Source organism: Kushneria sinocarnis, assembly GCF_003633775.1.
Lineage (GTDB): Bacteria > Pseudomonadota > Gammaproteobacteria > Pseudomonadales > Halomonadaceae > Kushneria > Kushneria sinocarnis.
Genome location: NZ_RBIN01000001.1, coordinates 522,580 through 544,592 on the forward strand (window position 1 = coordinate 522,580; position 22,013 = coordinate 544,592).

General features: G+C 65.3%; 23 protein-coding genes. 12 read left to right on the forward strand and 11 right to left on the reverse strand.

From position 1 onward, the window contains the following. The first annotated feature begins 133 nt into the window (after positions 1-133). Entirely contained in the window at positions 134-310 is a 177-nt protein-coding gene (locus C7446_RS16415; protein WP_170149976.1) for a Cas5 family CRISPR-associated protein, read from the forward strand. A gap of 62 nt (positions 311-372) precedes the next feature. Here C7446_RS16415 and C7446_RS02360 read toward each other — a convergent pair whose 3' ends face one another. Next, positions 373-696 carry an ArsR/SmtB family transcription factor gene (locus tag C7446_RS02360; protein WP_170149977.1) on the reverse strand — a complete coding sequence of 108 codons (324 nt, stop codon included), beginning with the start codon at positions 694-696 and terminating at the stop codon, positions 373-375. A gap of 180 nt (positions 697-876) precedes the next feature. Between C7446_RS02360 and C7446_RS02365 the strand changes: the two genes are divergently transcribed. Continuing rightward, positions 877-2,286, forward strand: a complete 1,410-nt coding sequence (locus C7446_RS02365; RefSeq protein ID WP_121170894.1) for a sensor domain-containing diguanylate cyclase — start codon at positions 877-879, stop codon at positions 2,284-2,286. Between the two features lie 56 nt (positions 2,287-2,342). On the opposite strand, the gene C7446_RS02370 is transcribed toward C7446_RS02365, so the two are convergent. From C7446_RS02370 to C7446_RS02380, 3 genes are all read right to left on the reverse strand, one after another. Beyond that, positions 2,343-2,663, reverse strand: a complete 321-nt coding sequence (locus tag C7446_RS02370) for a hypothetical protein (protein WP_121170896.1) — start codon at positions 2,661-2,663, stop codon at positions 2,343-2,345. Positions 2,664-2,904: 241 nt separating this feature from the next. Next, positions 2,905-4,449 (reverse strand): Na+/H+ antiporter NhaC family protein, encoded by a 1,545-nt coding sequence (locus C7446_RS02375; protein ID WP_121170898.1) that lies wholly within the window; start codon positions 4,447-4,449, stop codon positions 2,905-2,907. A gap of 148 nt (positions 4,450-4,597) precedes the next feature. After that, positions 4,598-4,912 carry a hypothetical protein gene (locus C7446_RS02380; protein ID WP_147408715.1) on the reverse strand — a complete coding sequence of 105 codons (315 nt, stop codon included), beginning with the start codon at positions 4,910-4,912 and terminating at the stop codon, positions 4,598-4,600. 895 nt (positions 4,913-5,807) lie between these two features. On the opposite strand from C7446_RS02380, the gene C7446_RS02385 reads away from it, so the two are divergent. After that, on the forward strand, positions 5,808-7,226 hold the full coding sequence (locus C7446_RS02385) for an amidase (protein ID WP_121170902.1): 1,419 nt from the start codon (positions 5,808-5,810) through the stop codon (positions 7,224-7,226). Positions 7,227-7,268: 42 nt separating this feature from the next. On the opposite strand, the gene C7446_RS16865 is transcribed toward C7446_RS02385, so the two are convergent. From C7446_RS16865 to C7446_RS02410, 5 genes are all read right to left on the reverse strand, one after another. After that, on the reverse strand, positions 7,269-7,373 hold the full coding sequence (locus tag C7446_RS16865) for a KGG domain-containing protein (RefSeq protein WP_425454096.1): 105 nt from the start codon (positions 7,371-7,373) through the stop codon (positions 7,269-7,271). A 571-nt stretch (positions 7,374-7,944) separates the two neighbouring features. Next, on the reverse strand, positions 7,945-8,199 hold the full coding sequence (gene lysC / locus C7446_RS16870; protein ID WP_121170904.1) for an Rz1-like lysis system protein LysC: 255 nt from the start codon (positions 8,197-8,199) through the stop codon (positions 7,945-7,947). Then, positions 8,108-8,548: an Rz-like lysis system protein LysB gene (gene lysB, locus C7446_RS02400; protein ID WP_121170906.1), complete on the reverse strand. Its 441-nt coding sequence runs from the start codon at positions 8,546-8,548 to the stop codon at positions 8,108-8,110. Before lysB ends, lysC begins: the two co-directional genes overlap by 92 nt. After that, a complete protein-coding gene (locus C7446_RS02405; RefSeq protein WP_121170908.1) occupies positions 8,545-9,033 on the reverse strand; it encodes a lysozyme in 489 nt (162 codons plus the stop codon). The genes lysB and C7446_RS02405 overlap by 4 nt, the downstream gene beginning before the upstream one ends. Then, positions 9,030-9,245, reverse strand: coding sequence for a hypothetical protein (locus C7446_RS02410; protein WP_170149978.1), 216 nt, complete (start codon positions 9,243-9,245; stop codon positions 9,030-9,032). The genes C7446_RS02405 and C7446_RS02410 overlap by 4 nt, the downstream gene beginning before the upstream one ends. Before the next feature lie 285 nt (positions 9,246-9,530). Here C7446_RS02410 and acuI point away from each other — a divergent pair, with 285 nt between their 5' ends. Then, positions 9,531-10,514 (forward strand): acrylyl-CoA reductase (NADPH), encoded by a 984-nt coding sequence (gene acuI / locus C7446_RS02415; protein WP_121170912.1) that lies wholly within the window; start codon positions 9,531-9,533, stop codon positions 10,512-10,514. Between the two features lie 46 nt (positions 10,515-10,560). Here the strand turns inward: acuI and C7446_RS16525 are convergent, their stop codons facing one another. After that, a complete protein-coding gene (locus tag C7446_RS16525) occupies positions 10,561-11,028 on the reverse strand; it encodes a hypothetical protein (RefSeq protein WP_121170913.1) in 468 nt (155 codons plus the stop codon). Positions 11,029-11,434: 406 nt separating this feature from the next. On the opposite strand from C7446_RS16525, the gene C7446_RS02425 reads away from it, so the two are divergent. Beyond that, positions 11,435-11,632 carry a CsbD family protein gene (locus C7446_RS02425; RefSeq protein WP_121170915.1) on the forward strand — a complete coding sequence of 66 codons (198 nt, stop codon included), beginning with the start codon at positions 11,435-11,437 and terminating at the stop codon, positions 11,630-11,632. Between the two features lie 291 nt (positions 11,633-11,923). On the opposite strand, the gene C7446_RS02430 is transcribed toward C7446_RS02425, so the two are convergent. Beyond that, complete coding sequence (locus tag C7446_RS02430; protein WP_121170917.1) at positions 11,924-12,175, reverse strand: CsbD family protein; 252 nt, start codon at positions 12,173-12,175, stop codon at positions 11,924-11,926. Positions 12,176-12,357: 182 nt separating this feature from the next. Here C7446_RS02430 and C7446_RS16420 point away from each other — a divergent pair, with 182 nt between their 5' ends. The 7 genes from C7446_RS16420 to C7446_RS02460 all read left to right on the forward strand — a co-directional run bounded on the left by C7446_RS16420 (position 12,358) and on the right by C7446_RS02460 (position 21,935). Then, the gene (locus C7446_RS16420; protein WP_170149979.1) at positions 12,358-13,017 is read left to right on the forward strand and encodes a hypothetical protein; all 660 of its coding nucleotides are present in this window, start codon (positions 12,358-12,360) and stop codon (positions 13,015-13,017) included. A gap of 80 nt (positions 13,018-13,097) precedes the next feature. Next, on the forward strand, positions 13,098-14,783 hold the full coding sequence (locus C7446_RS16425; RefSeq protein WP_170149980.1) for a VRR-NUC domain-containing protein: 1,686 nt from the start codon (positions 13,098-13,100) through the stop codon (positions 14,781-14,783). Then, positions 14,780-17,062, forward strand: a complete 2,283-nt coding sequence (locus C7446_RS02440; RefSeq protein ID WP_211327825.1) for an ATP-dependent DNA helicase — start codon at positions 14,780-14,782, stop codon at positions 17,060-17,062. The genes C7446_RS16425 and C7446_RS02440 overlap by 4 nt, the downstream gene beginning before the upstream one ends. A gap of 14 nt (positions 17,063-17,076) precedes the next feature. Beyond that, a complete protein-coding gene (locus C7446_RS02445) occupies positions 17,077-18,177 on the forward strand; it encodes an ArsO family NAD(P)H-dependent flavin-containing monooxygenase (RefSeq protein ID WP_121170921.1) in 1,101 nt (366 codons plus the stop codon). A gap of 260 nt (positions 18,178-18,437) precedes the next feature. Next, the gene (locus tag C7446_RS02450) at positions 18,438-19,121 is read left to right on the forward strand and encodes a cupredoxin domain-containing protein (protein WP_211327826.1); all 684 of its coding nucleotides are present in this window, start codon (positions 18,438-18,440) and stop codon (positions 19,119-19,121) included. Beyond that, positions 19,121-21,451 carry a bifunctional diguanylate cyclase/phosphodiesterase gene (locus tag C7446_RS02455; protein WP_121170923.1) on the forward strand — a complete coding sequence of 777 codons (2,331 nt, stop codon included), beginning with the start codon at positions 19,121-19,123 and terminating at the stop codon, positions 21,449-21,451. The genes C7446_RS02450 and C7446_RS02455 overlap by 1 nt, the downstream gene beginning before the upstream one ends. A gap of 46 nt (positions 21,452-21,497) precedes the next feature. After that, positions 21,498-21,935: a group I truncated hemoglobin gene (locus tag C7446_RS02460; RefSeq protein WP_170149981.1), complete on the forward strand. Its 438-nt coding sequence runs from the start codon at positions 21,498-21,500 to the stop codon at positions 21,933-21,935. The last annotated feature ends 78 nt before the right edge of the window (positions 21,936-22,013 follow it).

Sequence of the window (22,013 nt, forward strand, 5' to 3'; positions counted from 1 at the left end):
GTCTTCGCTCCTCAGGCAATGGTTGCTGAAGGTTGAAGCCGGTACGGCACAGGATCTGATGGTTTCGGTCGATAGCCGGTCAAGCCGGGAAAAAGTAACTTGTGAGGGTTTTCTGTTACAGAGAGTTCCCACCGTGCCGGACCAGCCGCCACCCAACCTTGCCCTGACGCCCAGATGTTATCTGTGTGGCTGCCATCTGCTGGCCATCGAGCGTCGCGACGAGGATGACTCCGATGCCGTGAAGTGCGGTCTCTGCAGGATCTATCTGGGGCGGGCGGAGGATCTGGTCGCCGGGGTGCGTGAATACTGAACGGCCGCCGTCGCGCAGCACGGGCAGGCCGAAATCCTCCTGCCGGCCGGCGTAACGTCACTTCAGCCGAACAGGCTTTTCAGCGATCTCAGCAGGGTGATCACTTCATCGCCCCTGAGCATGTAGCAGTGCCCCGCCGGCTGTCGGCGGCACCATACCAGTTCGGCCTGCTGCAGGATCTGCAGATGCCCGGCCAGCTGTGATGAGTCGATGCCGAGCTGCTGTTCGAACTCGGTGAGACCCAGTTCACCCTCCGCGGCCAGCAGCTGCAGGATGTGCAACCGGAGCCCGTGGCCCATGGCCTGCATGACCCCGGCCGCACGCTCATGACCGTAATCGGCCCTGAAGGGGGCATCGGCGGGATGAATCAGCTCGAGCGGGTGCATGTGCAGTTCCCTCTTGTTGTATTTTGCCCGCTTCATATCGGCAGTAACGTGGTTCACCTGAGGGGCAGGACACGCGAATGCCGGAAAAGGCTCAGGGTTGCCAGGCAGCCTGCCGCTATTGGAGAGTGAGAAGTGTCCCGGTCTCGACTTTCAAGCCTGCACGGGGGTGAGCAAAGTTTCATGCATGCCGAATATTCGCCGGAGCAGAATGAGCTGCTGCTCGGGTTGCACCATCTGCTGATCGACCATTTCGACGATCTGCCCTCGTTCATCCCCGCCTGTCTGGAAACCGGTCGGCAGCTGCTCGGGCTTTCGACCGGTATCCTCAGTTGCATCACGGACGATGATTATGAAGTGGTCGACGTGCTGAGCCCGCTGGAGGCCATCCGGCGAGGTGATCACTTTGCGCTCCGGGATACCTACTGCGACGCGGTGATCCGGGAAGGGCAGCCCACGGCCTACCATGCGGTAGGTCAGCGTGCCGACATGCAGCAGCATCCCGTCTATGTCGGTCTGCAGCTGGAGTCCTATATCGGTGTGCCGGTGTATACCGCGCAGGGCGTTTTCGGCACGCTCAATTTCAGCGACCTCAAGGCCCGGGAGCGGCCTTTCGGCGATTACGAGATTCGCATTCTGGAAGTCATGGCCTCCATGCTTGGAAGACTGATCGAGCGTGAACGCCGGGAGCATCGGCTGTTCGAGCGTGAGCAGCTGTTCGAGAAGAGCTTCCGCCACGGCATCGTGCCCAAGGCCATGGCAAGGCCCGATGGCGTGATCATCGATGTCAACGATGCCTTCTGCCGGATGTTCGGCTATCAGCGTGAGCAGGTGCTGGGGCTCAGGCCTTCCGAACTCACTCATCCGGATGATCAGCACATCACGGAGCAGGCCTACCGGGAGCTGTTCAGTGGCATGCGTGACTACTTCGTGACCGAAAAGCGTTATGTCACGCTCAAGGGTAATGTCATTGAAACGCAGATCGCGGTGGCGCTGGTCCGCAACGAGTATGGCGATCCCGGTCATATCGTTTTCGAGGGCGTGGATCTTACCGACAAGAATCGCACGATGCGGGCGCTGGAAGCGGCCAATGCGCGGCTACACAGGTTTGCCCAGACGGATGCCCTGACCGGACTGCCCAACCGCCGGGCCTTTGACGAGGCGCTGGAGCGCGAGTGCGCGCGTGCCAGGCGTACCGGTAATGCCCTGTCGATCGCCATCATCGATCTGGATCATTTCAAGCGTATCAATGACCGGTATGGTCATGGAGCTGGCGATGAGGTGCTGGTAGCGCTGGCCGAGGTACTGCGCTCCGGTATTCGCCGCTCCGACATGGCAGCCCGGCTGGGCGGTGAGGAGTTCGTCGTGCTGCTGCCTGAAACGACCGCTGCGGCGGGTGCCGGACTGGCCGAACGGCTGCGTGAGGCCCTGCATGCCGCCAGCTGGCCGGTCGACAGGGTCACGGCCAGCTTCGGTGTCGCGCAGTATGATGCCGCCGCCATGACACCGAAAACCCTGCTGGCCCGGGCGGACGAGGCCCTCTATGCCGCCAAGGCGGCAGGACGCGATCGGGTGATGAGGGCCGGGCAGTAGGCCGTCGGAGCCATGGCCGCCGGAGGCGCCCGCAACAACGCGCGCTTGCGCGGCGGTTACGCCTGGCGAAGCTCCAGATGAGTGACCTCGACCCCGTTACGGGCAAAGCACATGGCCACGTCGTCGCTTTTCATCAGGTTTTCCGCATCGTCGAGCACCAGCTGACAGCTGGAGCCACCCAGCTGCAGCAGCTGGATCGCCCCCTGGTAGGCCGTTTCCGGACTGTCGTACAACCGGCCCACCGGGCTGTACCAGCCATCCACGCCGATGAACAGGCGCGTGCCGAAGTCGGTCTCGTTCATTTCCAGCATGATCCGGTGCGTACCCTGTTTTTGCACGATCCTGGCCTGCTGCACTGCGATGGTTGCATAGCCCATGGGCACCTCGCCTTTCGAACCGGTTGTGACCGTCTCTGTGTACAACAGTCACGCGGGGACGTATTTATGACTTTCGTCGGCCGTCGATCGGCCGGAGGCGCCGCCAGTCCGGTCCGGGGCGGTGGGCTAATACGCTTTTCCTAATCATCGGGTTTGCCAGAAGGGCCGGGTTTTACTACTACTGGGAGTGACAACCGGTTGTTGTCACTCCAAACCTTGCCCCGGCTTCTGCCGGGTTTTTTTATGCCTGCTGTTCTTGCACGGGTACACGGCCAGCATTCAGTCGCCCCAGCAGCGCGATGATCATGCCCTGCAGTACCAGCCCCGCCCCCAGCAGCAGCCATGCCGAGTCGATGGCGATGGAGCCGAGATAGAGCAGTCCGCTGATGCCGGCCGGCACCAGCGCATAGGGGATCTGGGTGCGCACATGGGCGATGTGATCGCAGCCCGAGAAGATCGAGGCCATCACCGTGGTATCCGAGATGGGAGAGCAGTGATCGCCGAAGATGGCGCCGGAAAAGATGGCGCCGATCGCCATGCTGACCAGTGCCATGTCTCCCATGTTGAAGGCCAGCGGCACCCCGATGGGCGTGAGAATCGCCATTGCGCCCCAGGAGCTGCCGGTGGCAAAGGAGATCACCATGGCGATCAGGAAGATCAGTACCGGCAGCAGCGCCGGGGAGAGCCAGTCCCGGGTGGCATTGATGACGTGCTCGCCGGTATCGAGCGCGCCCGTGACGGTGCCGATGCTCCATGCCAGCACCATGATGACCAGCGCCGGCAGCATGGTGCGAAAGCCGGCCAGCAGGGTGTCCTCGCACTCGGTCAGGCTCTGGCGCTGCAGCAGCGCCATGGCCATGCCGGTGAGGACCATGGCGAAGGCGGCCCATGAGAGCGACACGCTGACATCGGTATCGGCGATGGCATCCATCAGCGGCTTGCCTTCGGCGCCACCGCCGGTGTACCAGAGGGCCCAGCCGGCGACCCCGATCAGCACGACCAGCGGCAGCAGGAAGTGCCAGAGCCGCCCCCGCTCCTCGGGCACCTCGCCCAGATCCTGTTCGACGCTGGACAGCGGCGTATCCCCCGGCGCCACCAGTTCGCCGGTGGCCTCGGCGCGCGCCTGGGCCCGGCGCATCGGACCGAAGTCGCCCAGCGCGATGATCATGGGGACCGAGGCCAGGCAGAGCAGGGCATAGAAATTCCAGGGCAATGAATGCAGAAAGACCCGATAGGGCTGTTCGGTGGTCAGGCCGAGGGTGACGAAGGCGGCGGAGATCAGCGAGACCTGATAGCCGATCCAGTCCGAAACCGGCCCCAGGGTGGCCATGGGCGCCGACGTGGCATCCATGACCCAGGCCAGCTTCTCGCGCGAGATGCGCTGGCGGGCAGTGAGCTCGCGGGTGGCATTGCCCACGATGACCGAGTTGACATAGTCGTTGAAAAAGATGATGACACCCAGCGCCCAGGTCAGCAGCAGCGAGTGGTGCCGGGAGTGAATGCGGGCCATGAGCCAGCGGGAGAGGGCCTGGGAGCCGCCGGTGCGGTGCATGAAGGCGGCTCCTGCGCCGAGCAGTGACACGAGTACCAGAAAACGGGCGTTCCACTCATCGGTCATGACTTCGGCGAACCAGTCGAAGGTCTGCGCCACGCCCGACAGGGGATCGCCGGCGACCAGCCAGCCGCCCAGCCAGATACTGGCAAACAGCGACAGGTTGACCCGGCGGGTGAGCAGGGCCAGCACAACGGCGGCCAGCGGGGGGAGAAGCGAGATCAGCACATCCATGGGGGGCTCCGGTTATCGTTGTTCCCGCCCGATTGGAATCACGGATGGGGTCGCGCGCGCAACCTCGGGTTAAGCGAACGGGGCCCCCCGGCAGGTGGGGGGCCGGAACAGGCCTGACACGACAGGCCACGGGGTGGAGTACGTACTTTTACCTGCGGTGTGTGCGCTCGGCCTTTCTTGCCAGATAAAGGTGAACGCCTGCGACAAGATTCATGACCAGCAACAAAAGCACGATCAGCGTCCCGATGGGGCGGGACACCGAGATCACCTGAAATGCGAACGGCAGTCCGATCAGCATTGCCATCAGCAGCCAGAGGCCGTCGAAGACCGGCCTGGCGACCGATCCCTCTTCCTCTGAGGGGTGGCGAAAGAGATTCAGGATGTGTTGAAACATGGTCTGTGGGGTCCTTTTCATATCGTTGCCTCCTTGTAGCCCGGGCAAGCGGAACCCGGTCTCTGCCATGTTGCACCTTCGGGCCTGCGCTGAAATCCGTATGAAGGCGTCGCACGCCGGGCTTAAACCCGAGGGCGTACCGGGGCGGGTGGCGGTCGCGCAGATGCATGCTCCGCACAAGCAGGGCGCGTGCCATGGCTGCCGAGTGTGCCAGGGGATCGTCGCGAAACGGATAGACCGAGCCGGCCCTCAGGACACGGCCATGCACCGGTCGGAGTTACCGCGCATGGATGCGGGCAGGATTGCCGGCGATGATGCAGGCAGCTCGATCGTCATTGAAGGCCGGAAATTATTGACCGTTGTCGGCTCCGGAAGAGCGCTGAAACCGCGAAATCGGAGAGAGAAAAAAGCGCTGACGGCAGCAGGAGGCGCGGAAATATATCTGAAGAATGCCGAGCCAGAAAATGACCTTTTGACTCGGCATTGGAAAAGAGGGGTCTCGAATCCTTCCCTGGAACCCGTTCAAGTCCATTTAACCCAAACGACTGGACGCCATGCCCTTCGAGACTGCCCCACAGATTAGGAGTGAGCAGGCCCGGCGACAAGCATATTGTCCAATTATTGCATCGTTTTTTGCGATTCTTACACCCGCTGATTACTGTCAATAACACAGGTAATGAAAAGGGTCTTTTTCAGGCCTTTGATGGGCCTTCTGCATCAGCTGCATTGAAGAAAGTGGCCCATCGTGCCCTTCCGATGATGACAGAAACCCCCCGGGTCCGATCACTCATGATGACCATGAACACGGTGAGCGTTTTGCCACGGTCAGGATGGCGTGTGCGGGCCGGATAGGACATGGCCGTGAAGGCCGTGGCGATTTGCAATGCCTGGAGGTCGTGGACTAGCTTTTTTCGAACCCGAACGACGGGCTTTTCCGATCACGCACAACAGATGAGGGGATGCCGTGAGTGATACCGATCTGGGTACGATGGATGCCGGCCAGCTGAGTGAACTCTTCCGAACCGGCAAGGCATCCCCGCTGGAGGCGACCCGCGCTGCACTCGATCGCATCGACCGTTTCAATGACCAGGTCAATGCCTTTGTCCACGTCGACCGGGAAGGGGCGGAAAAGGCTGCCCGGGCTTCCGCCCGTCGCTGGGGGCAGGGGCAGCAGCTGAGTCCGATTGACGGGGTGCCGACCTCGCTCAAGGATCTGACCGAAGTGGCCGGCATGCCGGCCCGGGAAGGTTCGCTGACCACCACCGATACGCCCTGTGAGCACGATGCCCCGCCGGTTCAGCGGTTGCGGGAGGCCGGCGCCGTGCTGCTCGGCAAGACCAATACCCCCGAGTTCGGCTGGAAGGGCGTCACCGACAATCAGGTCTTTGGGGCCACCTGCAACCCCTGGGATACCGGGCTGACACCGGGCGGCTCTTCCGGCGGTGCGGCAGCAGCGGCAGCGCTCAACATGGGCGTGTTGCACCAGGGCGGGGATTCCGGCGGTTCGATCCGTATTCCCGCGGCCTTTACCGGCGTGTTCGGCTTCAAGCCGACCTTCGGCTGGACCCCTCAATGGCCCCCGGCCAAGATGCCCACGCTCTCGCATATCGGGCCGCTGACCCGCAACGTGCGGGATGCGGCGCACATGCTCAATGCGATCGGTCGTTACCACTACCACGATCCCTATGCCGTGCGTGGTCAGCCAGAGGACTGGGGCGTGGATCTCGACAAGGATCTGCGCGGGCTGCGCATCGCCTATTCGCCCGATCTGGGCTATGCGAAGGTGGACCCACAGGTGGCCGATCGCGTCCGGGAGGCGGCCCGCAAGCTGGAGGCGCTGGGTGCCGAGGTGGAAGAGATTCACCCCGGCTTCGAATCGCCGATCGGCATATTCCAGACCATCTGGTTCACGGCCTCGCTCGAGCTGTACACGCAGAGCAGTGAGCGCGAGCGCCAGCTGCTCGACCCGGGGCTGGTGGCCAAGGCGCACCGGGCCGAAAGCTGGAGTGCCGTGGAGCTGTTTCATGCCGAGGCGGAGCGCGCCCGCCTGACCATGGCGCTCGAGCGGTTCAACCAGGAGTACCATCTGGTCATGACGCCATCGGTGCCGCTCGAGCCCTTTGCCATCAACCAGGAGGTCCCGCCGGGGAGCGGCATGCAGGACTGGGAGGAGTGGTCGCCGTTCTCCTATCCCTTCAATCTCAGTCAGCAGCCGGCGGCCTCCGTGCCCTGCGGCTTTACCGACCGGGGCCTGCCGGTCGGGTTTCAGCTGGCCGGTGGCAAGTATGACGACATCCGCGTGCTGCGGGCCTGCAATGCCTACATGAAGGCGCATCCACCGCGCTTTCCCACCGTGCCCGATCCGGCCCAGTACGCCGGCTGAGAGCCTGCCATCCGGCGATCCGGCCTCCGTCCGGGTCGCTGCTCAGCGACCGCGGCCGTTTCTCCCGCCCTTGCGGCCGGCCCGGGCCGCCTTGTCACGGTCGTCGGCAAAGCTGTTCGAATCGCCACGATGCTGTGTCATATCCATCTATCCCCTGCGTGCTGACGGTATATCGCCCGGCGCAGCAGGCAAAAAAAGGCCGCCTCGTGAGGCGGCGATATGGATCGTTACACAGCACGACCATCATAACGTGTCGCCACGCGAGCACCATTCGCCATTGGAGGGGAGATATGTAGTAGCCCGACAGAAGGGGCTACGGCCGCCGGAGCCATCGCCGCATCAGACAGCGGCAGAAGAGCGGAAGCAGGCGTCGCTCGATCAAGCCGGATCGGCAGGTGCCCTGAATCCATCCCTGGAACCCGCGCAGGTCTCACGAAAAGAGACGATCAGCGACGACTGGGCCTGATGCCCTTCAGAGCGTAGGGAAGTGTATAATCCATACAACTGTTGTACAAGAATTTTCTTGCGACGGCCGCAGCCGCCATTTTCATTGATTCGCTCGATTTCCGGGTGACAGCTTCCATAACGTGAGCTAAACAGAAGGGGTCGATATATCCCTGTCGTCAACAGTGTTGGGACCCGGCCTCTCGAGGCCGGGTTTTTTTTATCCCGGCTGGCATGTAGTGACCCATCAGACATCGGCTCGCGATCTCGGCATTCAGTGGCCCTGCGCCTCGTCGGGCGCCTGCTCTTCAACGGCGGTGGCCTCGGGTGCGGCCTGCATGTCGGCTGCCGCGCTGTGGTGGCAGGCAATGATGGCTTCCACCTCGGCTGCACAGCGCGCCCAGGCGGCCTCGGTGCGCTCCAGCTGAAGATGCAGCTCACCGTTGGTGGTCGGATGACTCGCCGGAAGCGTGCAGGGATCCGGGGTCGCGCAGCGATTGACGGTAAGCGTCGGCGCCGGTGACGGCATCTCGCTGGCGCAGCCGGATAATCCGATCAGGCAGAGGCTGATCAGCCCACTGCTGAATGCTGGCATTCTCATGTTGTAACTCCCTGATGTGCTGAAGACGGTTGGAGGCGAGCCGCGCCAGGCGGGCCCGTCGGTCGGCAAGCTGTTGGCGCTGTTGTTCGATGCGTCTGGCGTTGTGCCAGAGCGCATCGATGATCAGCTGGCGCCGCTGCGATTCAAGTTGCTCCCGGTCGAGCTGCTCGCTGACCTGATCGGCTCTGGCAGCAGCGGCTTCGCTGCGCTCCCACAGTGCCCAGCAGCTCAGGGCCAGCATCAGCATGACGGCGCCGATGGCGAGATAGCGGGTCATGGCTCGAGCTCCTTCAGACACAGCCTGCGCTCGGTCTGCCGACGCCTTACCAGCCCGGGCAGTTTCCTGCCGCCGGCATGTACCCAGCGGGTCAGTTCATTGCAGGCAGCGCGAGGCTTGCCGGCGTTGAGCTTGCGCAGCAGGGTGGAGTCGCGAAAGTTGCCTTCGCCAACGTTGAAGATGAACGAGGCCAGCGCCGCTCGGCGGCTCTCCGGCATCTGCCGGTAGATGACGGGATCAACCCGGCGCTCGAGAGCGGCGAAGGCCTCGCCGAGGTCCTCTTCGAGCAGCGCCCGGCAGCGTTCATCGCTGAGGCGTTCGCCGGCCCGGACCCCGGGGCCGGTATGGCCGGTACACACGGTGGGAACCCCGACCGGATCGAGATAGGCCGTGTTTTCCGTGCCTTCGAAGTAGCCCACGACAGCCGTGGCGATGGAAAGCGCGCCGGCCGAGCCGGTGGCGATCAGACGTCGGGGAATCCTCATGTTTCCTCCCTGCGACGCTGTCGCCGTTCCTTCTGCTCCCGCCAGCGCTGGAAACGATGAATGTATCTGGTGAGCAGCAGGCCGATCTGCAGCGTCAGATAGCACAGCGTCAATACGCTGACCCAGTCGGCCGGCGTCATCCCGCCTGCGTGAAGCAGGGAAACAAGCCCCGGTGGTACGGTCCGGGCGGTTTCGGAAACCAGTGTCGTCAACGGCATTTTTCCTCCCGCGTTGCTTTGACGGCGCCGGTTATCAGTCAAAGGTATTAGTTCCGGCGCCCGACGGGATTACGCTACCGTTGCCATATAGCGTGCCGCCACGAGATGGGAGTGTCGGGAGGCTGCCGTAATCGCCCACGTAACAGCAGGTTACGGCATCAGAGAGGGAGGTCTTGGGGCAAGCGATGCTCCGGCACGGCGCCGGGCGCATTGTGTTTTGCCCCGCGCCCGACCAGGGTAAAGGTCGGGAGTTCATTCAGGTAAACCGGGGAGAGACGCATGTTCCGGGCAGTTCTGACCGAGCGCGACGACGCGGGGTATCGCAGCCAGCTGACGACGCTGGATGAGGCGCAACTACCGGCCGGTGATGTCACCGTGCGGATTACGCATTCGACCCTCAACTACAAGGACGCGCTGGCGATTACCGGACGCGGCCGGATCGTGCGTGACTTTCCCATGGTGCCCGGCATCGATTTCGCGGGCACCGTCGAAAGCAGCGAGCACCCCGATTATCGGTCGGGCGACAACGTGCTGCTCAACGGCTGGGGCGTCGGCGAGTCGCACTGGGGCGGGCTTGCGGAGAAGGCCCGGGTCAACGGCGACTGGCTGCTGCCGCTGCCGCAGGCCTTTACGCCGTGGCAGGCAATGGCCATCGGTACGGCGGGCTATACGGCGATGCTGTCGATCATCGCCCTCGAGCGCCAGGGCGTGACACCGGCCAGCGGCGAGGTGCTCGTGACCGGTGCCAGCGGCGGGGTGGGGAGTTTCGCCATCGCGCTGCTGGCTGCGCTGGGGTACCGGGTCGTGGCCTCGACCGGCAGGTTGGAAGAGCAGGCGTATCTGCAGCGGCTGGGCGCGGCAGAAGTCATCGATCGCAGTACCCTCTCGGAACCTGCTCGCCCGCTGGAGAAGGCGCGCTGGGCAGGCGCGATTGACTCCATCGGCAGTCATACCCTGGCCGGGGTCTGTGCCTCCATGCAGCGCGGCGGCGTGGTGACCGCCTGTGGTCTGGCCCAGGGCATGGATTTTCCCGCCACGGTAGCGCCCTTCATTCTGAGAGGTGTCACGCTGGTCGGGATCGACAGTGCCATGCGTCCGCGCGAGGACCGGATGGCGGCGTGGCAGCGTCTTGCCACCACACTTGATGTGTCGCTGCTGGATGAGGTCAGCCGCACCATCGACCTTTCCCGGGTGGTGGATACGGCGACCGAACTGATCGAGGGGCGTATTCGCGGCCGCATGGTGGTGCAGGTCGCCGGGTAACAGCCGAATACGCGGCCGGAAGCGCTGAATTTCCGGCCGTGGTGCTTCAGAGGTTGAGCTCGCGCCTGGCAATCGCCTTCGCCGCGCGGAGTGCGGCCGGGCGGTCGAAATCGGCGCCCTGGTCGCACAGCGCCGACAGCTGCTCGGTCAGGCTGTGCTCACTCAGGTGTCCGCCAGCCAGTGACGCTTCATAAGCGAAGTGAGCCGCAACCTCGTAAGGATTGTGGGTGGGCGTGCCCCCCTGGTTGATGATCTCGATCACCCGCTCGAGGCTGAGGGTCTGTCTCAGCGTCTCGCAGGATGAAGTGTTGAAAACTTCCATGTTCACACCTCGCACTCGTTCATGACCCGACCCGATCGGCATGCTGGTCGCATGTACAGCCTGCGGCTCCTTGTCGATGCGTGCCATGACCTGGGTTAGAAAGACAAAAATGTCCTGGTGCTGGTCGCGTCGGTTGCCGGGATGGGCGCGGAACAGATGTCGGGCGAGGCGGGCGCATAAAAAGGCCGCCATTGCTGACGGCACAATAAGGGTTGAGCAAGCGAACGTGGAACGAATCGCTTGCAGTGCAGTCTGACAGAGCCCGCTTTCAGGCAACAGCGGATTGCGACCAATGATGGAGGCTGCACTCCGCTGTTGCCGTCAACGCTTGTGCCGATGGTTGCTTCTGGTTACCGATCGGGGCAGATGCGCCATTGAAGGTGCAGGGCGCTGTCCCAATGCACGCTCGCAGGGCAGCGTGGCAGTGTCAGCGGGCCATGGCCGGATCGATCCTTCCGACGGTGCTTTCGAGCCGGCTGCAACTGCCGTGACGAACGGCAGCAATCAGTAACCGGCCCAGTGAATCCAGGTTATGGCAGCGCGCTGGTGCCCGGCAGGAAAATAGCGTGGTTATTACCCATCGGGAGATCGCAACACCATGTCCAGTGAATCCAGAAAGCCGCTCAAGAAGAAGGTGACCGGCCGTGTCATGGAAGAGATCGGCGTCGCGCTCAACAGCGACACCGTCTATGACAAGGGCAAGCGGAATGAAATCATTGCGCGTCTGCGCAAGGAGAAGGGCATGAGCAAGGAGGAGGCCGAGCAGGAGGTAGACCGCTTCCTGGGCGACGTCTGAGCCCGGCGTTCCCGCCGTCCGGCATACCTCGCCTTGCATCTCGCCCGCAGCTTCCGGTGGCTCCTGCGGGCGATGGTGTCCTGCCCGGTCCGCACTCCGGCAACAGGCAGCGTTGCCTGTACGCCGCAGTACCCGCTCCCGATGGCCCGCAGCGACTCATCGGCCGGTTGATCGGCTGACGGTCAGCGCGGCCCGGCCCGCGATCGGGTGCCCATGGCAAATGGGGCGGAAAAAAACGAGCCCGCCGGAAGGCGGGCTCTGCTCATGCTGGCAGATGCCGAGCCGAGCTGCTCAGCTGCGGCCGACCAGCAGGCCGAACACGAAACCGACCCCGGCGGCAATGGCCAGCGCATTGAACGGGCGATCGGCGGTGTATTCGCGCGCGTTTTCCATGGCTTCGCCGTACTGCGCCTGGGCCCGGCCTGCGGCGCTGCGTACCCGACCTTCCGTCTGCACGGAGTGATCATCGGTTGCTTCGCCAAAGGCCTGCTGGGCGCGCCCGGCGAGATTGCGGGATTCACCCTCGAGCTGATCCGTGTTCATGATGTCTCCTGACAGTGAATGGATGAATGACCACGTCTGCCCCCCCAGGTTATGACAAAATTGCGCGCTCTGCCGAACTATTTTGCGCGTGCCGGATTTGACCTTCGGGGCTGACCTGCCACTGTTGCCTTCAGGGGAGGTCGATGGCCGTCTCCCCCGGCCTGCATTCGGGAGTCTTCGTCATGTCGGAAAAGCAGTACCGCATTGTCTCTGCGCTGATGAAACGCCACGGACGGACCTTTGCCGCCGAGTTGGGAGTCGATCTGAAGCGCAATACACCCTCGCCCCTGTTCCGGCTGCTGTGCTTTTCGCTGCTGACCAGTGCGCCGGTACAGGCCGATATTGCCATGAAAGGCGCCATTGCGCTGGGGCGTGCCGGGTGGACCACGCCGGGGAAACTGGCCGACAGCCGCTGGGAGGCGCGGGCGAAAACCCTCAATGAAGCCGGTTACGCCCGGGTCGATGAAAAGACCGCCACCCAGCTCGACGAGATGAACCGTCAGCTGCTCGATGACTACCACGGCGATCTGCGCCGGCTGCGCGAGCATGCTGACGGCGATGTTGCTCGGGCGCAGAAGGCGCTCAAGCGTTTCAAGGGCATCGGCGAGACCGGCGCCGGCATTTTTCTGCGCGAGGTGCAGCGTGCCTGGCCGGAGTTTCAGCCCTTTGCCGACAGGGCCGCACTGAAGGCCGCCGACAAGCTCGAACTGCCCGGCAGCGCCGAAGAGCTGGCCGGGCTGGTCGATCGGGCGGACTATCCCCGGCTGGTGGCGGCGCTGGTCCGTGCCCAGCTGGCAAGGGATACGGATGAGCTGCGACGGGCGGCGGATTCATCGGCCTGACCGGCCCGCCGCTCGGGGCGGCGAGTGAATCGGCGCCTGCAAGGATTTCCGGGTCCCGGTGGCCTCGTTATCATGGTGTCATGGAATCGCATGCGCTGCCCGCCCGCGGAGTCTCCGGGTTCGTCATTGCCGACGCCCTGAACGATCCGTTCTACTATCTGGTCAATTTCGAGAGCGTACTCGACTGGGTACGCACGCATCATCACGACCTGCTCAGCGCGGATGAAACCGCCTTTGTGCATGACTTTGTGCAGCTGCCGCGTGTCTCCCGGGCGCTGCTGGTACGCATGGTGATGCGCAAGGGCGAGCTGTTTCGTCGCTCGAAGCTGGTCTACGACGAAATCGGTCCGATCGACCCGGCCTGTGCGCCGCTGATCGAGCATGGCTGGGTCGAGCGTGAACCGGCCATCGAGCTTTCCACCCTGTTCGAGCTGGCTACCCGTGCCGAGCTGAGCCGCGCCTTTCGCCCCTGGCTTGAACGCCCGGGTGGGCGCAAGGCGGCGCTGTTGGCGCAGCTTGCCGAGCAGTTCAGCGAGGCCCGCCCGTTCGGCGAGTGGCTGCCGGCCAGTGGTGACGCCCTCTATCGGCTGACCGTGATGCCGCTGTGCGAGCGGCTGCGGCTGATGTTCTTCGGCAATCTGCGCCAGAGCTGGTCGGAGTTCATCCTCGCCGACCTGGGGATCTTCCGCTTCGAGACGGTCGAGCTGAGCGAGGCCTCGCGCGCCTTCCACTCGCGCGAGGCGGTGGATCGCTATCTCGAGCTGCATCGCTGTCGCGAGCGGCTGGAGGGGGACGAGTCGCCGGCTGCCATTGCAGCGGATGTGCCTGCAGTGGCGGAAGACAGCGTCTGGCTGCGGGCGCGACGTGACCGCCTGCTCTACCGGCTGGCGCGGGAGAGCGAGCGTGGCGGCGACTACGCCACCGCCGTGACCCTTTATGCCGACAGTCATCATCCCGATGCCCGGCTGCGGCGCATCCGCGTGCTGGAGCGACTGGCGCAGTACGAGCAGGCCCTCCAGCTGGCCGGGGAGGCCGAGGCGGCCCCGGAAAGCGACAGTGAAGCGCAGCAGCTGATGCGTATCATGCCCCGGCTGCGGCGTCGGCTGGGGCTGGCGAAGCGGCCGCCGGCCGATACGGGGCCGGTCGACACCTTCGAGCTGACGCTGCCCCGCCCCCTGCACGGCTCGGTGGAGCGGGCAGTGCGCGATCAGCTGCAGCAGTTTGATGCACCGGTGCACTATGTCGAGAACAGCCTGATCAACTCGCTGTTCGGACTGCTCTGCTGGGAGGCGATCTTCGCCCCCGTGCCCGGGGCCTTCTTTCACCCCTTTCACACCGGGCCGGCGGATCTGCATCAGCCGGATTTCCGCCAGCGTCGGGCGGCACTGTTCGAGCGCTGTTTCCAATGGCTGGAAAGCGGCGAGTGGGGCGAGGTCATCCGGCGCAATCGCGTCGCCAAGCAGGGGCTGCAGTCGCCCTTCGTGCACTGGGGGGCACTGGACGAAACGCTGCTGGAGCGTGCGCTGGCCCACCTGCCGCCGCAGCACCTGCGGCGCTGGTTCGAGCGGCTGCTGCAGGACATCCGGGCCAACCGCGCCGGCTTTCCGGATCTGATCCGCTTTACCCCCGAGCCGCCCGGCTACGAGATGATCGAGGTCAAGGGGCCGGGCGACCGGCTGCAGGACAACCAGCGGCGCTGGATCGAGTTCTGCCGCCAGCACGCCATGCCGGTGCGGGTCTGCCACGTGCGCTGGGCAAAGGCGTGAGCGAGGCCGCCGACTACCGGGTGGCGGTCCGGGCGCTGTGCGCCTTCACGGCGCGGGGCGGCGATCTCGATCTGCGCTTCACCCCTTCGCCCACGGCGCAGGAGGGCATGGCCGGGCACGGGGTGGTGACCGCCCGCCGGGATGCGTCCTACGAGCGGGAAATTGCCCTGGAAGGTCACTTCGAGACGCTGCGGGTGCGCGGCCGGGCCGACGGTTTCGACCCGCATGCGAACCGGCTGGAGGAGATCAAGACCTTTCGCGGCGATCTCGAGCACCAGCCGGAGAACCACCGCCGGCTGCACTGGGCGCAGGCGAAGGTCTACGGCGCGCTGATGTGCCGGGCGCGCGAACTCGCCCGGATCGAGCTGGCGCTGGTCTATTTCGATGTCACCAGCCAGCGCGAAACGGTGATCAGCGAATCGTTCGAGGCCACGGCGCTGGAGGCGTTCTTCGCCACGCAGTGCCGAGCCTTTCTCGCCTGGGCGGCACAGGAGCTGGCGCATCGCCGGGCGCGGGAGCAATGGCTTGCACAACTCGGCTTTCCCCACGATACCTTCCGCCACGGCCAGCGTGCGCTGGCGGAGAACGTCTACAAGGCGGTGGCGACCGGCCGGGCGCTGATGGCCCAGGCGCCGACCGGGATCGGCAAGACGCTGGGCACGCTCTTTCCCATGCTCAAGGCGATGCCGGGCCAGCAGCTCGACCGGCTCTGCTTTCTCACCTCGCGTACCACCGGGCGGCAGCTGGCGCTCGATGCCCTGACCACGCTCGGCGCATCGGCGCCGACCACGCCGCTGCGGGCGCTGGAGCTGATCGCCCGCGAGAAGGCCTGCGAGAACCCCGATCTTGCCTGTCATGGCGACTCCTGCCCGCTTGCCCGCGGTTTCTACGACCGCCTGCCGGCGGCGCGTCAGGCGGCGGTCGAGGCCGGCTTGCTCGACCACACCACGCTGCGCCGGGTGGCGCTCGCCCACGAGATCTGCCCCTATTATCTCGGCCAGGAGATGGCACGCTGGGCGGATGTACTGATCGGCGACGTCAACTACTGGTTCGATGCCAGCGCCATGCTCTACGCCCTGAGCGTGGAGCAGCAGTGGCGCATCGGGCTGATGATCGACGAGGCTCATAACCTGGTGGAGCGCGGCCGGCGGATGTACAGCGCCGAGCTCGATCAGACGCGCTTTCTGGCGATGCGGCGCCAGGCGCCGACGGCGCTGAAGTCCCCGCTGGATCGGGTGGCGCGGCGCTGGCGCGAGCTCAATGCCGAGCTGGATGACGGCAGCGGCGATGGCGACTATCGGGTGCTGGCGGCGCCGCCCGGCCGGCTGCTGGAGGCGCTGGCGCGCGCGGTCTCGGCGATCAACGACTACATGGTCGAGCAGCCGGTGGGGCTCGACAGCGCGCTGCTCGAGTTCTATTTCGATGCGCTGCAGCTGGCGCGGGTGCATGAGCTCTTCGACGAGCACTTTCTCTGCGATCTCACCCGGGTGCCGGGGCGCGCGGGGCGCACCGCCTCGCGGCTCTGTTTGCGCAACGTGGTACCGGCGCCGCTGCTGGCGCCGCGCTTTGCCGCGGCCCGCTCGAGCGTGCTGTTCTCCGCTACCCTGAGTCCGGCGCACTACTATCGCGACCTGCTCGGGCTGCCCGGGGCGACACCCTGGCTTGAGATGGCCTCGCCCTTTGCCGGCGACCAGCTCGAACTGCATGTCGATGCCCACATCTCGACCCGCTATCGCGACCGGGCGGCGTCGCTTGCGCCGATCGCCAGGCTGATCGCGGCGCAGTATCGAAAGCGACCGGGCAACTATCTCGCCTTCTTCAGCAGTTTCGACTATCTCGAACGGGTGGTGGCGACGCTGCGCGAGCAGGCGCCCGAGCTGCCGCTGCATGTCCAGTCACGGCGAATGAGCGAACAGGCGCGCCGCGACTTTCTGGCCGTGTTCGACGAGCACCAGGGGGTCATCGGTTTTGCGGTGCTGGGCGGGATCTTCGGCGAGGGTATCGATCTGCCCGGTGAGCGGCTGATCGGCGCTTTCATCGCCACCCTCGGGCTGCCGCAGGTCAATGCCGTCAACGAGCAGATGAAGGCCCGCATGGCGGCGCTGTTCGGTGACGGCTATCGCTACACCTATCTCTATCCCGGGCTGACGAAGGTGATCCAGGCCGCCGGCCGGGTCATTCGCACCCGCGAGGATCGCGGCGTGATCCATCTCATCGATGACCGTTTCGATCGCGCGGAAGTACGGTCACTGCTGCCGGGCTGGTGGTCACCGGCATGAACGGGAGCGATGGCATGCCAGCAAAAACCGAGTCCCGCGCCATCCCGAGCTTCGATGTGGTGGTGATCGGCGGCGGCCAGGCCGGCCTGGCCTGCGGCTATTTCCTGCGTCGCTACGCGCTGCGCTTCGTGATCCTCGATGGCGAACAGGCCGGGGGCGGGGCCTGGCAGCACATGTGGGCGTCGCTGCGAACCTTCTCGCCGGCGCGCTGGAGTTCGCTGCCGGGCTGGCGGATGCCGGAGCAGGGGTCGCAGTGGCCGCATCGGGACGAGGTGATCGACTATCTGCGCCACTACGAGCAGCGCTACCAGTTGCCGGTAAAGCGGCCGGTGACGGTGCATGATGTCACCGCCGGGCCGCAGCGACTGCATCTGGCGACCGATCATGGCGAGATCCGTGCCCGGGCCGTGATCAATGCCACCGGCAGCTGGCACCATCCGTACATCCCCGCTTATCCCGGCCAGCAGGAGTTTCGCGGTCGCCAATGGCATACGGTCGATTACGACCGGCCCGAGCCATTTCGCGGCCGCCGGGTACTGGTGGTCGGCGGCGGCAATTCCGGGGCCCAGCTCATGGCCGAACTGGCCACGGTGGCCGAGGTGAGCTGGGTTACGTTTGAGCCGCCGCGCTTTCTGCCCGAATCGGTGGATGGCCGGGTGCTGTTCGAGCGTGCCAGTGCCCTGTGGCGGGCGCGACAGTCGGGGGAGGCGGCGGTCGAGACGGAGTACGGGCTGGGCGACATCGTGCAGACCCCGGCGGTGCACGCGGCACTGAAGCAGGGGCGGCTGGGCAGCGTGCGCCCGTTTCGGGCATTGACCGAAAGCGGCGTCATCTGGCCGGACGGTACCGAGGAGGCGATCGACGATGTGATCTGGTGTACCGGTTTTCGCCCGGCACTGAATCATCTCGCCGGTCTGGGGGTGCAGGACGACGCGGGTCGCGTTGCGGTCGAGGGCAATCGTTCGAGCGTCGAACCCCGTCTCTGGCTGGTCGGCCACGGCAACTGGACCGGCTTTGCCTCGGCCACCCTGATGGGGGTCATGCGCAGCGCCCGACAGGCCAGTGAAGGGTCGGTGCGGCTGCTCGGCGCGAAGCGCTGGCGCCACCGGAGCTGAACGCGCATGCGCCCGGCTGCCGGGCATTTGCCATGGCGATTCCCGGCCGGTGGCCCGGCTACCGGGTGAAACCGGCTAACAGCGATTAAAGCCCGGGCACCGGCTGGCCGATCAATAACGCAACGACCCGCCGCCAGGCGGGCCGGAGAATCGGCTGCCGTTGACCATGCGCCCGCGAATCCTCCCCGTGTCCTGCAGGAGTGACCCGGCGGCATTGTCCGGTGGTTCTCCGCCACGCGCTGTCGAACTGCGAGAACTCCATGAGGGCATCGGGCAAGCGTCCTGTTCCGTCACTGATCCTGCTGGCGCTGCTGCTGCTGGCCGCCATGCCGGTGGCTGCTGCCGGGGTGACGGTGGCGGATGCGGCCACCGGTCAGCCGCTGGCGAACGCGGTGGTGGCACTCTACCCGCGCGCCGGCCACAGCAGTGCGCCGCCGCCGGTCAGGGCGAGCATCGTGCAGCGCCGGGCGACCTTCATGCCCCACGTGCTGGTTGTCCCCCCGGGCAGCCGGGTCAGCTTTCCCAATCGTGATACCACCCGTCATCAGGTGTACTCCTTTTCCCCGCCGCTGACGTTCAGCCTGAATCTTTATCTTCGGGAGACGCCGCCTCCCGTCACCTTCGACAGGGCCGGCGTGGAAGTGCTGGGCTGCAACATTCATGATCACATGCAGGCCTTCATCGTCATCAGCGAGGCGCCGTTCAGTGCAGTGACCGCGGCCGATGGACGGGTGGCGCTCGAGGTGCCGGCGGGGCCGTATCGCCTGCGCATCTGGCATCCGCTGCTGGAGGACACGCATCAGCAGTGGTGGGAGGGGCAGCTTGACGCCGACGAGCAGCGCCGGGTGGCACTGACCCTGCGCGCCTCGCCGCCCCCGCGCGACGAGCCCTCCGAGCTGGCGCGCCACTTTCAGCAGGCGCTGCAGCAAGGGACGGCGCCCTGATGTCGTTCCGACGCCGTCTGCTGCTGATCATGCTGGGGGTGGTCATCGTCGCCCAGCTGGTCACTGCCGTGGCCACGCTCGGTGCCATCCGGCGGGATGAACTGATCCGGGGCGGCCGGGAGCTCGCGGTCGGGCTGGACGTGACCCGTCAGCTGCTCAGGGAGCGGGGCAGACAGCTGCGCGACAACGTGGCCATTCTGGCGGCCGATTACGGCTTTCGCAGTGCGGTCGCCACCCGGGATACCGCCACGCTGGCCAGCGTACTGGCCAATCACGGCGAGCGTGCCGGTGCCGACATGGTGATACTGACCGACCCCCGGGGCAGCATCATGGCCGGCACTCACCTGGCGCCGGGGTCTGCGCTGCCCTTCGAGTCTCTCTGGCAGCAGGCGCAGCAGCACGGTCAGGCGGTGGGAGTGGTGCTGCAGGATGGTCAGCCTTTTCAGTTCGTGCTGCTGCCGGTGCGGGCGCCCAATCTCATCGGCTGGATCGGCATGGGCTTTGTCCTTGATGACTCGCTGGCGCGCGAGATCGGGCAGCTGACGCGGCTGTCGGTCAGCTTTGTGGTCGGTACCGCTGCCCCGCAGCACGGCGATGAGTTCGTCTCCGGGGCGCTCGCAGCCGGGGAGGGGGCAGGTATTGGTGAACTGCGCCAGGGGCTGGCCCGGGGCCGTTACCTCGAGCAGAGCCGGTTCGAGCCCGGCAGTGCACAGCTGACCCGGGCGACGCTGCTGGTCGATGGCGCCGATGGCCGGGTCTACACCGTGGTCCAGCGTTCCCGCAGCGAACTGCTGGCGATGTTTTACAACCTCGGCTGGCAGATGCTGGTCATCTTTCTGTTGACCCTGGTGCTGATTGCGGTGGCAGTGGCGCTGTGCGTGCGCAGCATGGCCCGGCCGCTGGTGCGGCTGGCCGATGCCGCCCGACGCATCGGTCGCGGCGAGCGGCTGCAGGACATGCCGGTGCGTGAGCGGGGGGAGGTCGGCCTGCTGGCCCGAACCCTGGCCGGCATGCAGCAGGATCTCGACGAGCGCGAGCGCTCGCTGCTGCATCAGACGCGTCATGACCAGCTGACCGATCTCGCCAACCGCTCCTGCGCCCAGCAGGATATCGAGGCCGCCGTGCACCAGGGACGCCCCTTCACCCTGCTGCGTCTGGCCATCAGCGGGTTTCGCCATATCAACGATACCTTCGGCTATGACATGGGTGATCGGGTACTGGTGACCCTGGCGCGGCGCCTGCGGGCGCTGCCGCCGCCGCTGCGACAGGCCTACCGCATCGGTGGCGATGAATTCCTGCTGCTGCTCGATGTCGCGCAGGCTGAAAAGGTGTGGCTGACCGGTCTGCTGGATGAGCTCTTTCGGCCGATCGACCCGCAGGGCACGCCGATCCGGCCGACGCTGTCGCTCGGCGAGGTGAACTTCCCGGCTCACGGTCATGATACATGGCTGCTGCTGCGTCGCGCCGAGATTGCCATGGCGGTTGCCCACCGTACCCACTGCCCTCATCGGCGCTACGAGGAGGGGCAGGATGAGCAGCACCAGCGCCAGCTGAAGCTGGTTCGTGATCTGCAGCAGGCGGTGACCGACCATCAGCTGTTCATGGTCTATCAGCCGCAGACGGCCGCCCCTACCGGTTGCCTGACCGGTTTCGAGGCGCTGATGCGCTGGCAGCATCCCGAGCTCGGTTTCATTCCGCCGGATGAGTTCATCAGTCTGGCGGAACAGTCCGGCCACATGACGCTGCTGTCGCAGTGGATGATCGAGACGGTCTGCCGGCAGCTGGCCGAGTGGAATACCCAGGGGCACCGGTTGCGGGTGGCGATCAATCTCTCGGCCCGCGACGTGGTCGATCCGACCCTCGCCGATCGGCTGGAGCAGGTGCTGCTGGCTCATGACGTGGCTGCCGACCAGCTGACCCTGGAGGTGACCGAGAGTGCCATCATCCAGGATCCGGTCATGGCGGTGACCGTGCTCGAGCGCCTGCGCCGGGCGGGCGTGCGGATCGCCATCGACGACTATGGCACCGGCTACTCCTCGCTCTCGCAGCTGCGCACCCTGCCGGTGCGGGAGCTCAAGATCGACAAGTCCTTCGTGCTCGGACTCGAGGAGCGCGAGGAGGATCGCATCATCGTGCGCTCGACCATCGAGCTTGGTCACAATCTCGGGCTCGAGGTCGTGGCCGAAGGCGTGGAGACGGAGGCTGCCCGGCAGCTGCTGGCCAACCTTGGATGCAACTACCTGCAGGGCTATCTGATCTCGAGGCCGCTGCCCGCACAGGCCGTGCCCGGCTGGATTGCCGATGGCGCCGTACTCGAGCGCCATCCGTGATGCCGGCCACGTTCTTGCGCATCAATTCATTGACCGGGAGTTTGCCATGGCACGTGCTTGTTACTGGCTGATGGTGCTGCTGTTGCTGTCCGGCTGCGGCTCGCAGGCCGCTTCACCTTCGCTCTACAGGCAACTGGGGGGCCAGCCCGGGGTCGAGGCCATCGTGCATGACTTTCTGATTCGCATGGCGGACGATGCCCGGCTGGTCGGTTTCTTCGCCCATACCAATATCGACCATCTTGCAGATTCGCTGGGCGATCAGCTTTGCGAGGTCAGTGGTGGGCCCTGTCACTACCAGGGGCCGCCAATGGACCGGGTGCATCAGCACATGGGACTGACCGATGACGACTTCTACGCCATGATCGGCCATCTCAACAAGGCGCTGATGGCGCAGGGCGTGCCGGCCGGGGCGCGACAGCGCGTGATCGGGATTCATCTGGCTGCCCACGAGGATGTCATGCGTCTGGCCCGGCCGGCGCACTGAGCACAGGGCGCCGTCGACGTTCGGAGGCCGCGCGCTTCGACGCGATGTTAACCATTCGTTTATTTGAAGTTGACCGAT

Excerpts from the sequence above, each read along its gene's own strand:
- C7446_RS02380 (WP_147408715.1), bottom strand. The coding sequence starts at position 4,912 with ATGGCAGAGACCGGGTTCCGCTTGCCCGGGCTACAAGGAGGCAACGAT.
- C7446_RS16420 (WP_170149979.1), top strand. The coding sequence starts at position 12,358 with ATGTCGGAAAAGCAGTACCGCATTGTCTCTGCGCTGATGAAACGCCAC.
- acuI (WP_121170912.1), top strand. The coding sequence starts at position 9,531 with ATGTTCCGGGCAGTTCTGACCGAGCGCGACGACGCGGGGTATCGCAGC.
- C7446_RS16525 (WP_121170913.1), bottom strand. The coding sequence starts at position 11,028 with ATGGCGGCCTTTTTATGCGCCCGCCTCGCCCGACATCTGTTCCGCGCC.
- lysC (WP_121170904.1), bottom strand. The coding sequence starts at position 8,199 with ATGCCGTCACCGGCGCCGACGCTTACCGTCAATCGCTGCGCGACCCCG.
- C7446_RS16865 (WP_425454096.1), bottom strand. The coding sequence starts at position 7,373 with ATGGATATGACACAGCATCGTGGCGATTCGAACAGCTTTGCCGACGAC.
- C7446_RS02430 (WP_121170917.1), bottom strand. The coding sequence starts at position 12,175 with ATGAACACGGATCAGCTCGAGGGTGAATCCCGCAATCTCGCCGGGCGC.
- C7446_RS02445 (WP_121170921.1), top strand. The coding sequence starts at position 17,077 with ATGCCAGCAAAAACCGAGTCCCGCGCCATCCCGAGCTTCGATGTGGTG.
- lysB (WP_121170906.1), bottom strand. The coding sequence starts at position 8,548 with ATGACCCGCTATCTCGCCATCGGCGCCGTCATGCTGATGCTGGCCCTG.
- C7446_RS02455 (WP_121170923.1), top strand. The coding sequence starts at position 19,121 with ATGTCGTTCCGACGCCGTCTGCTGCTGATCATGCTGGGGGTGGTCATC.
- C7446_RS02425 (WP_121170915.1), top strand. The coding sequence starts at position 11,435 with ATGTCCAGTGAATCCAGAAAGCCGCTCAAGAAGAAGGTGACCGGCCGT.
- C7446_RS02370 (WP_121170896.1), bottom strand. The coding sequence starts at position 2,663 with ATGGGCTATGCAACCATCGCAGTGCAGCAGGCCAGGATCGTGCAAAAA.
- C7446_RS02365 (WP_121170894.1), top strand. The coding sequence starts at position 877 with ATGCATGCCGAATATTCGCCGGAGCAGAATGAGCTGCTGCTCGGGTTG.
- C7446_RS02375 (WP_121170898.1), bottom strand. The coding sequence starts at position 4,449 with ATGGATGTGCTGATCTCGCTTCTCCCCCCGCTGGCCGCCGTTGTGCTG.
- C7446_RS02360 (WP_170149977.1), bottom strand. The coding sequence starts at position 696 with ATGCACCCGCTCGAGCTGATTCATCCCGCCGATGCCCCCTTCAGGGCC.
- C7446_RS02405 (WP_121170908.1), bottom strand. The coding sequence starts at position 9,033 with ATGAGGATTCCCCGACGTCTGATCGCCACCGGCTCGGCCGGCGCGCTT.
- C7446_RS02460 (WP_170149981.1), top strand. The coding sequence starts at position 21,498 with ATGGCACGTGCTTGTTACTGGCTGATGGTGCTGCTGTTGCTGTCCGGC.
- C7446_RS02450 (WP_211327826.1), top strand. The coding sequence starts at position 18,438 with ATGAGGGCATCGGGCAAGCGTCCTGTTCCGTCACTGATCCTGCTGGCG.
- C7446_RS16425 (WP_170149980.1), top strand. The coding sequence starts at position 13,098 with ATGGAATCGCATGCGCTGCCCGCCCGCGGAGTCTCCGGGTTCGTCATT.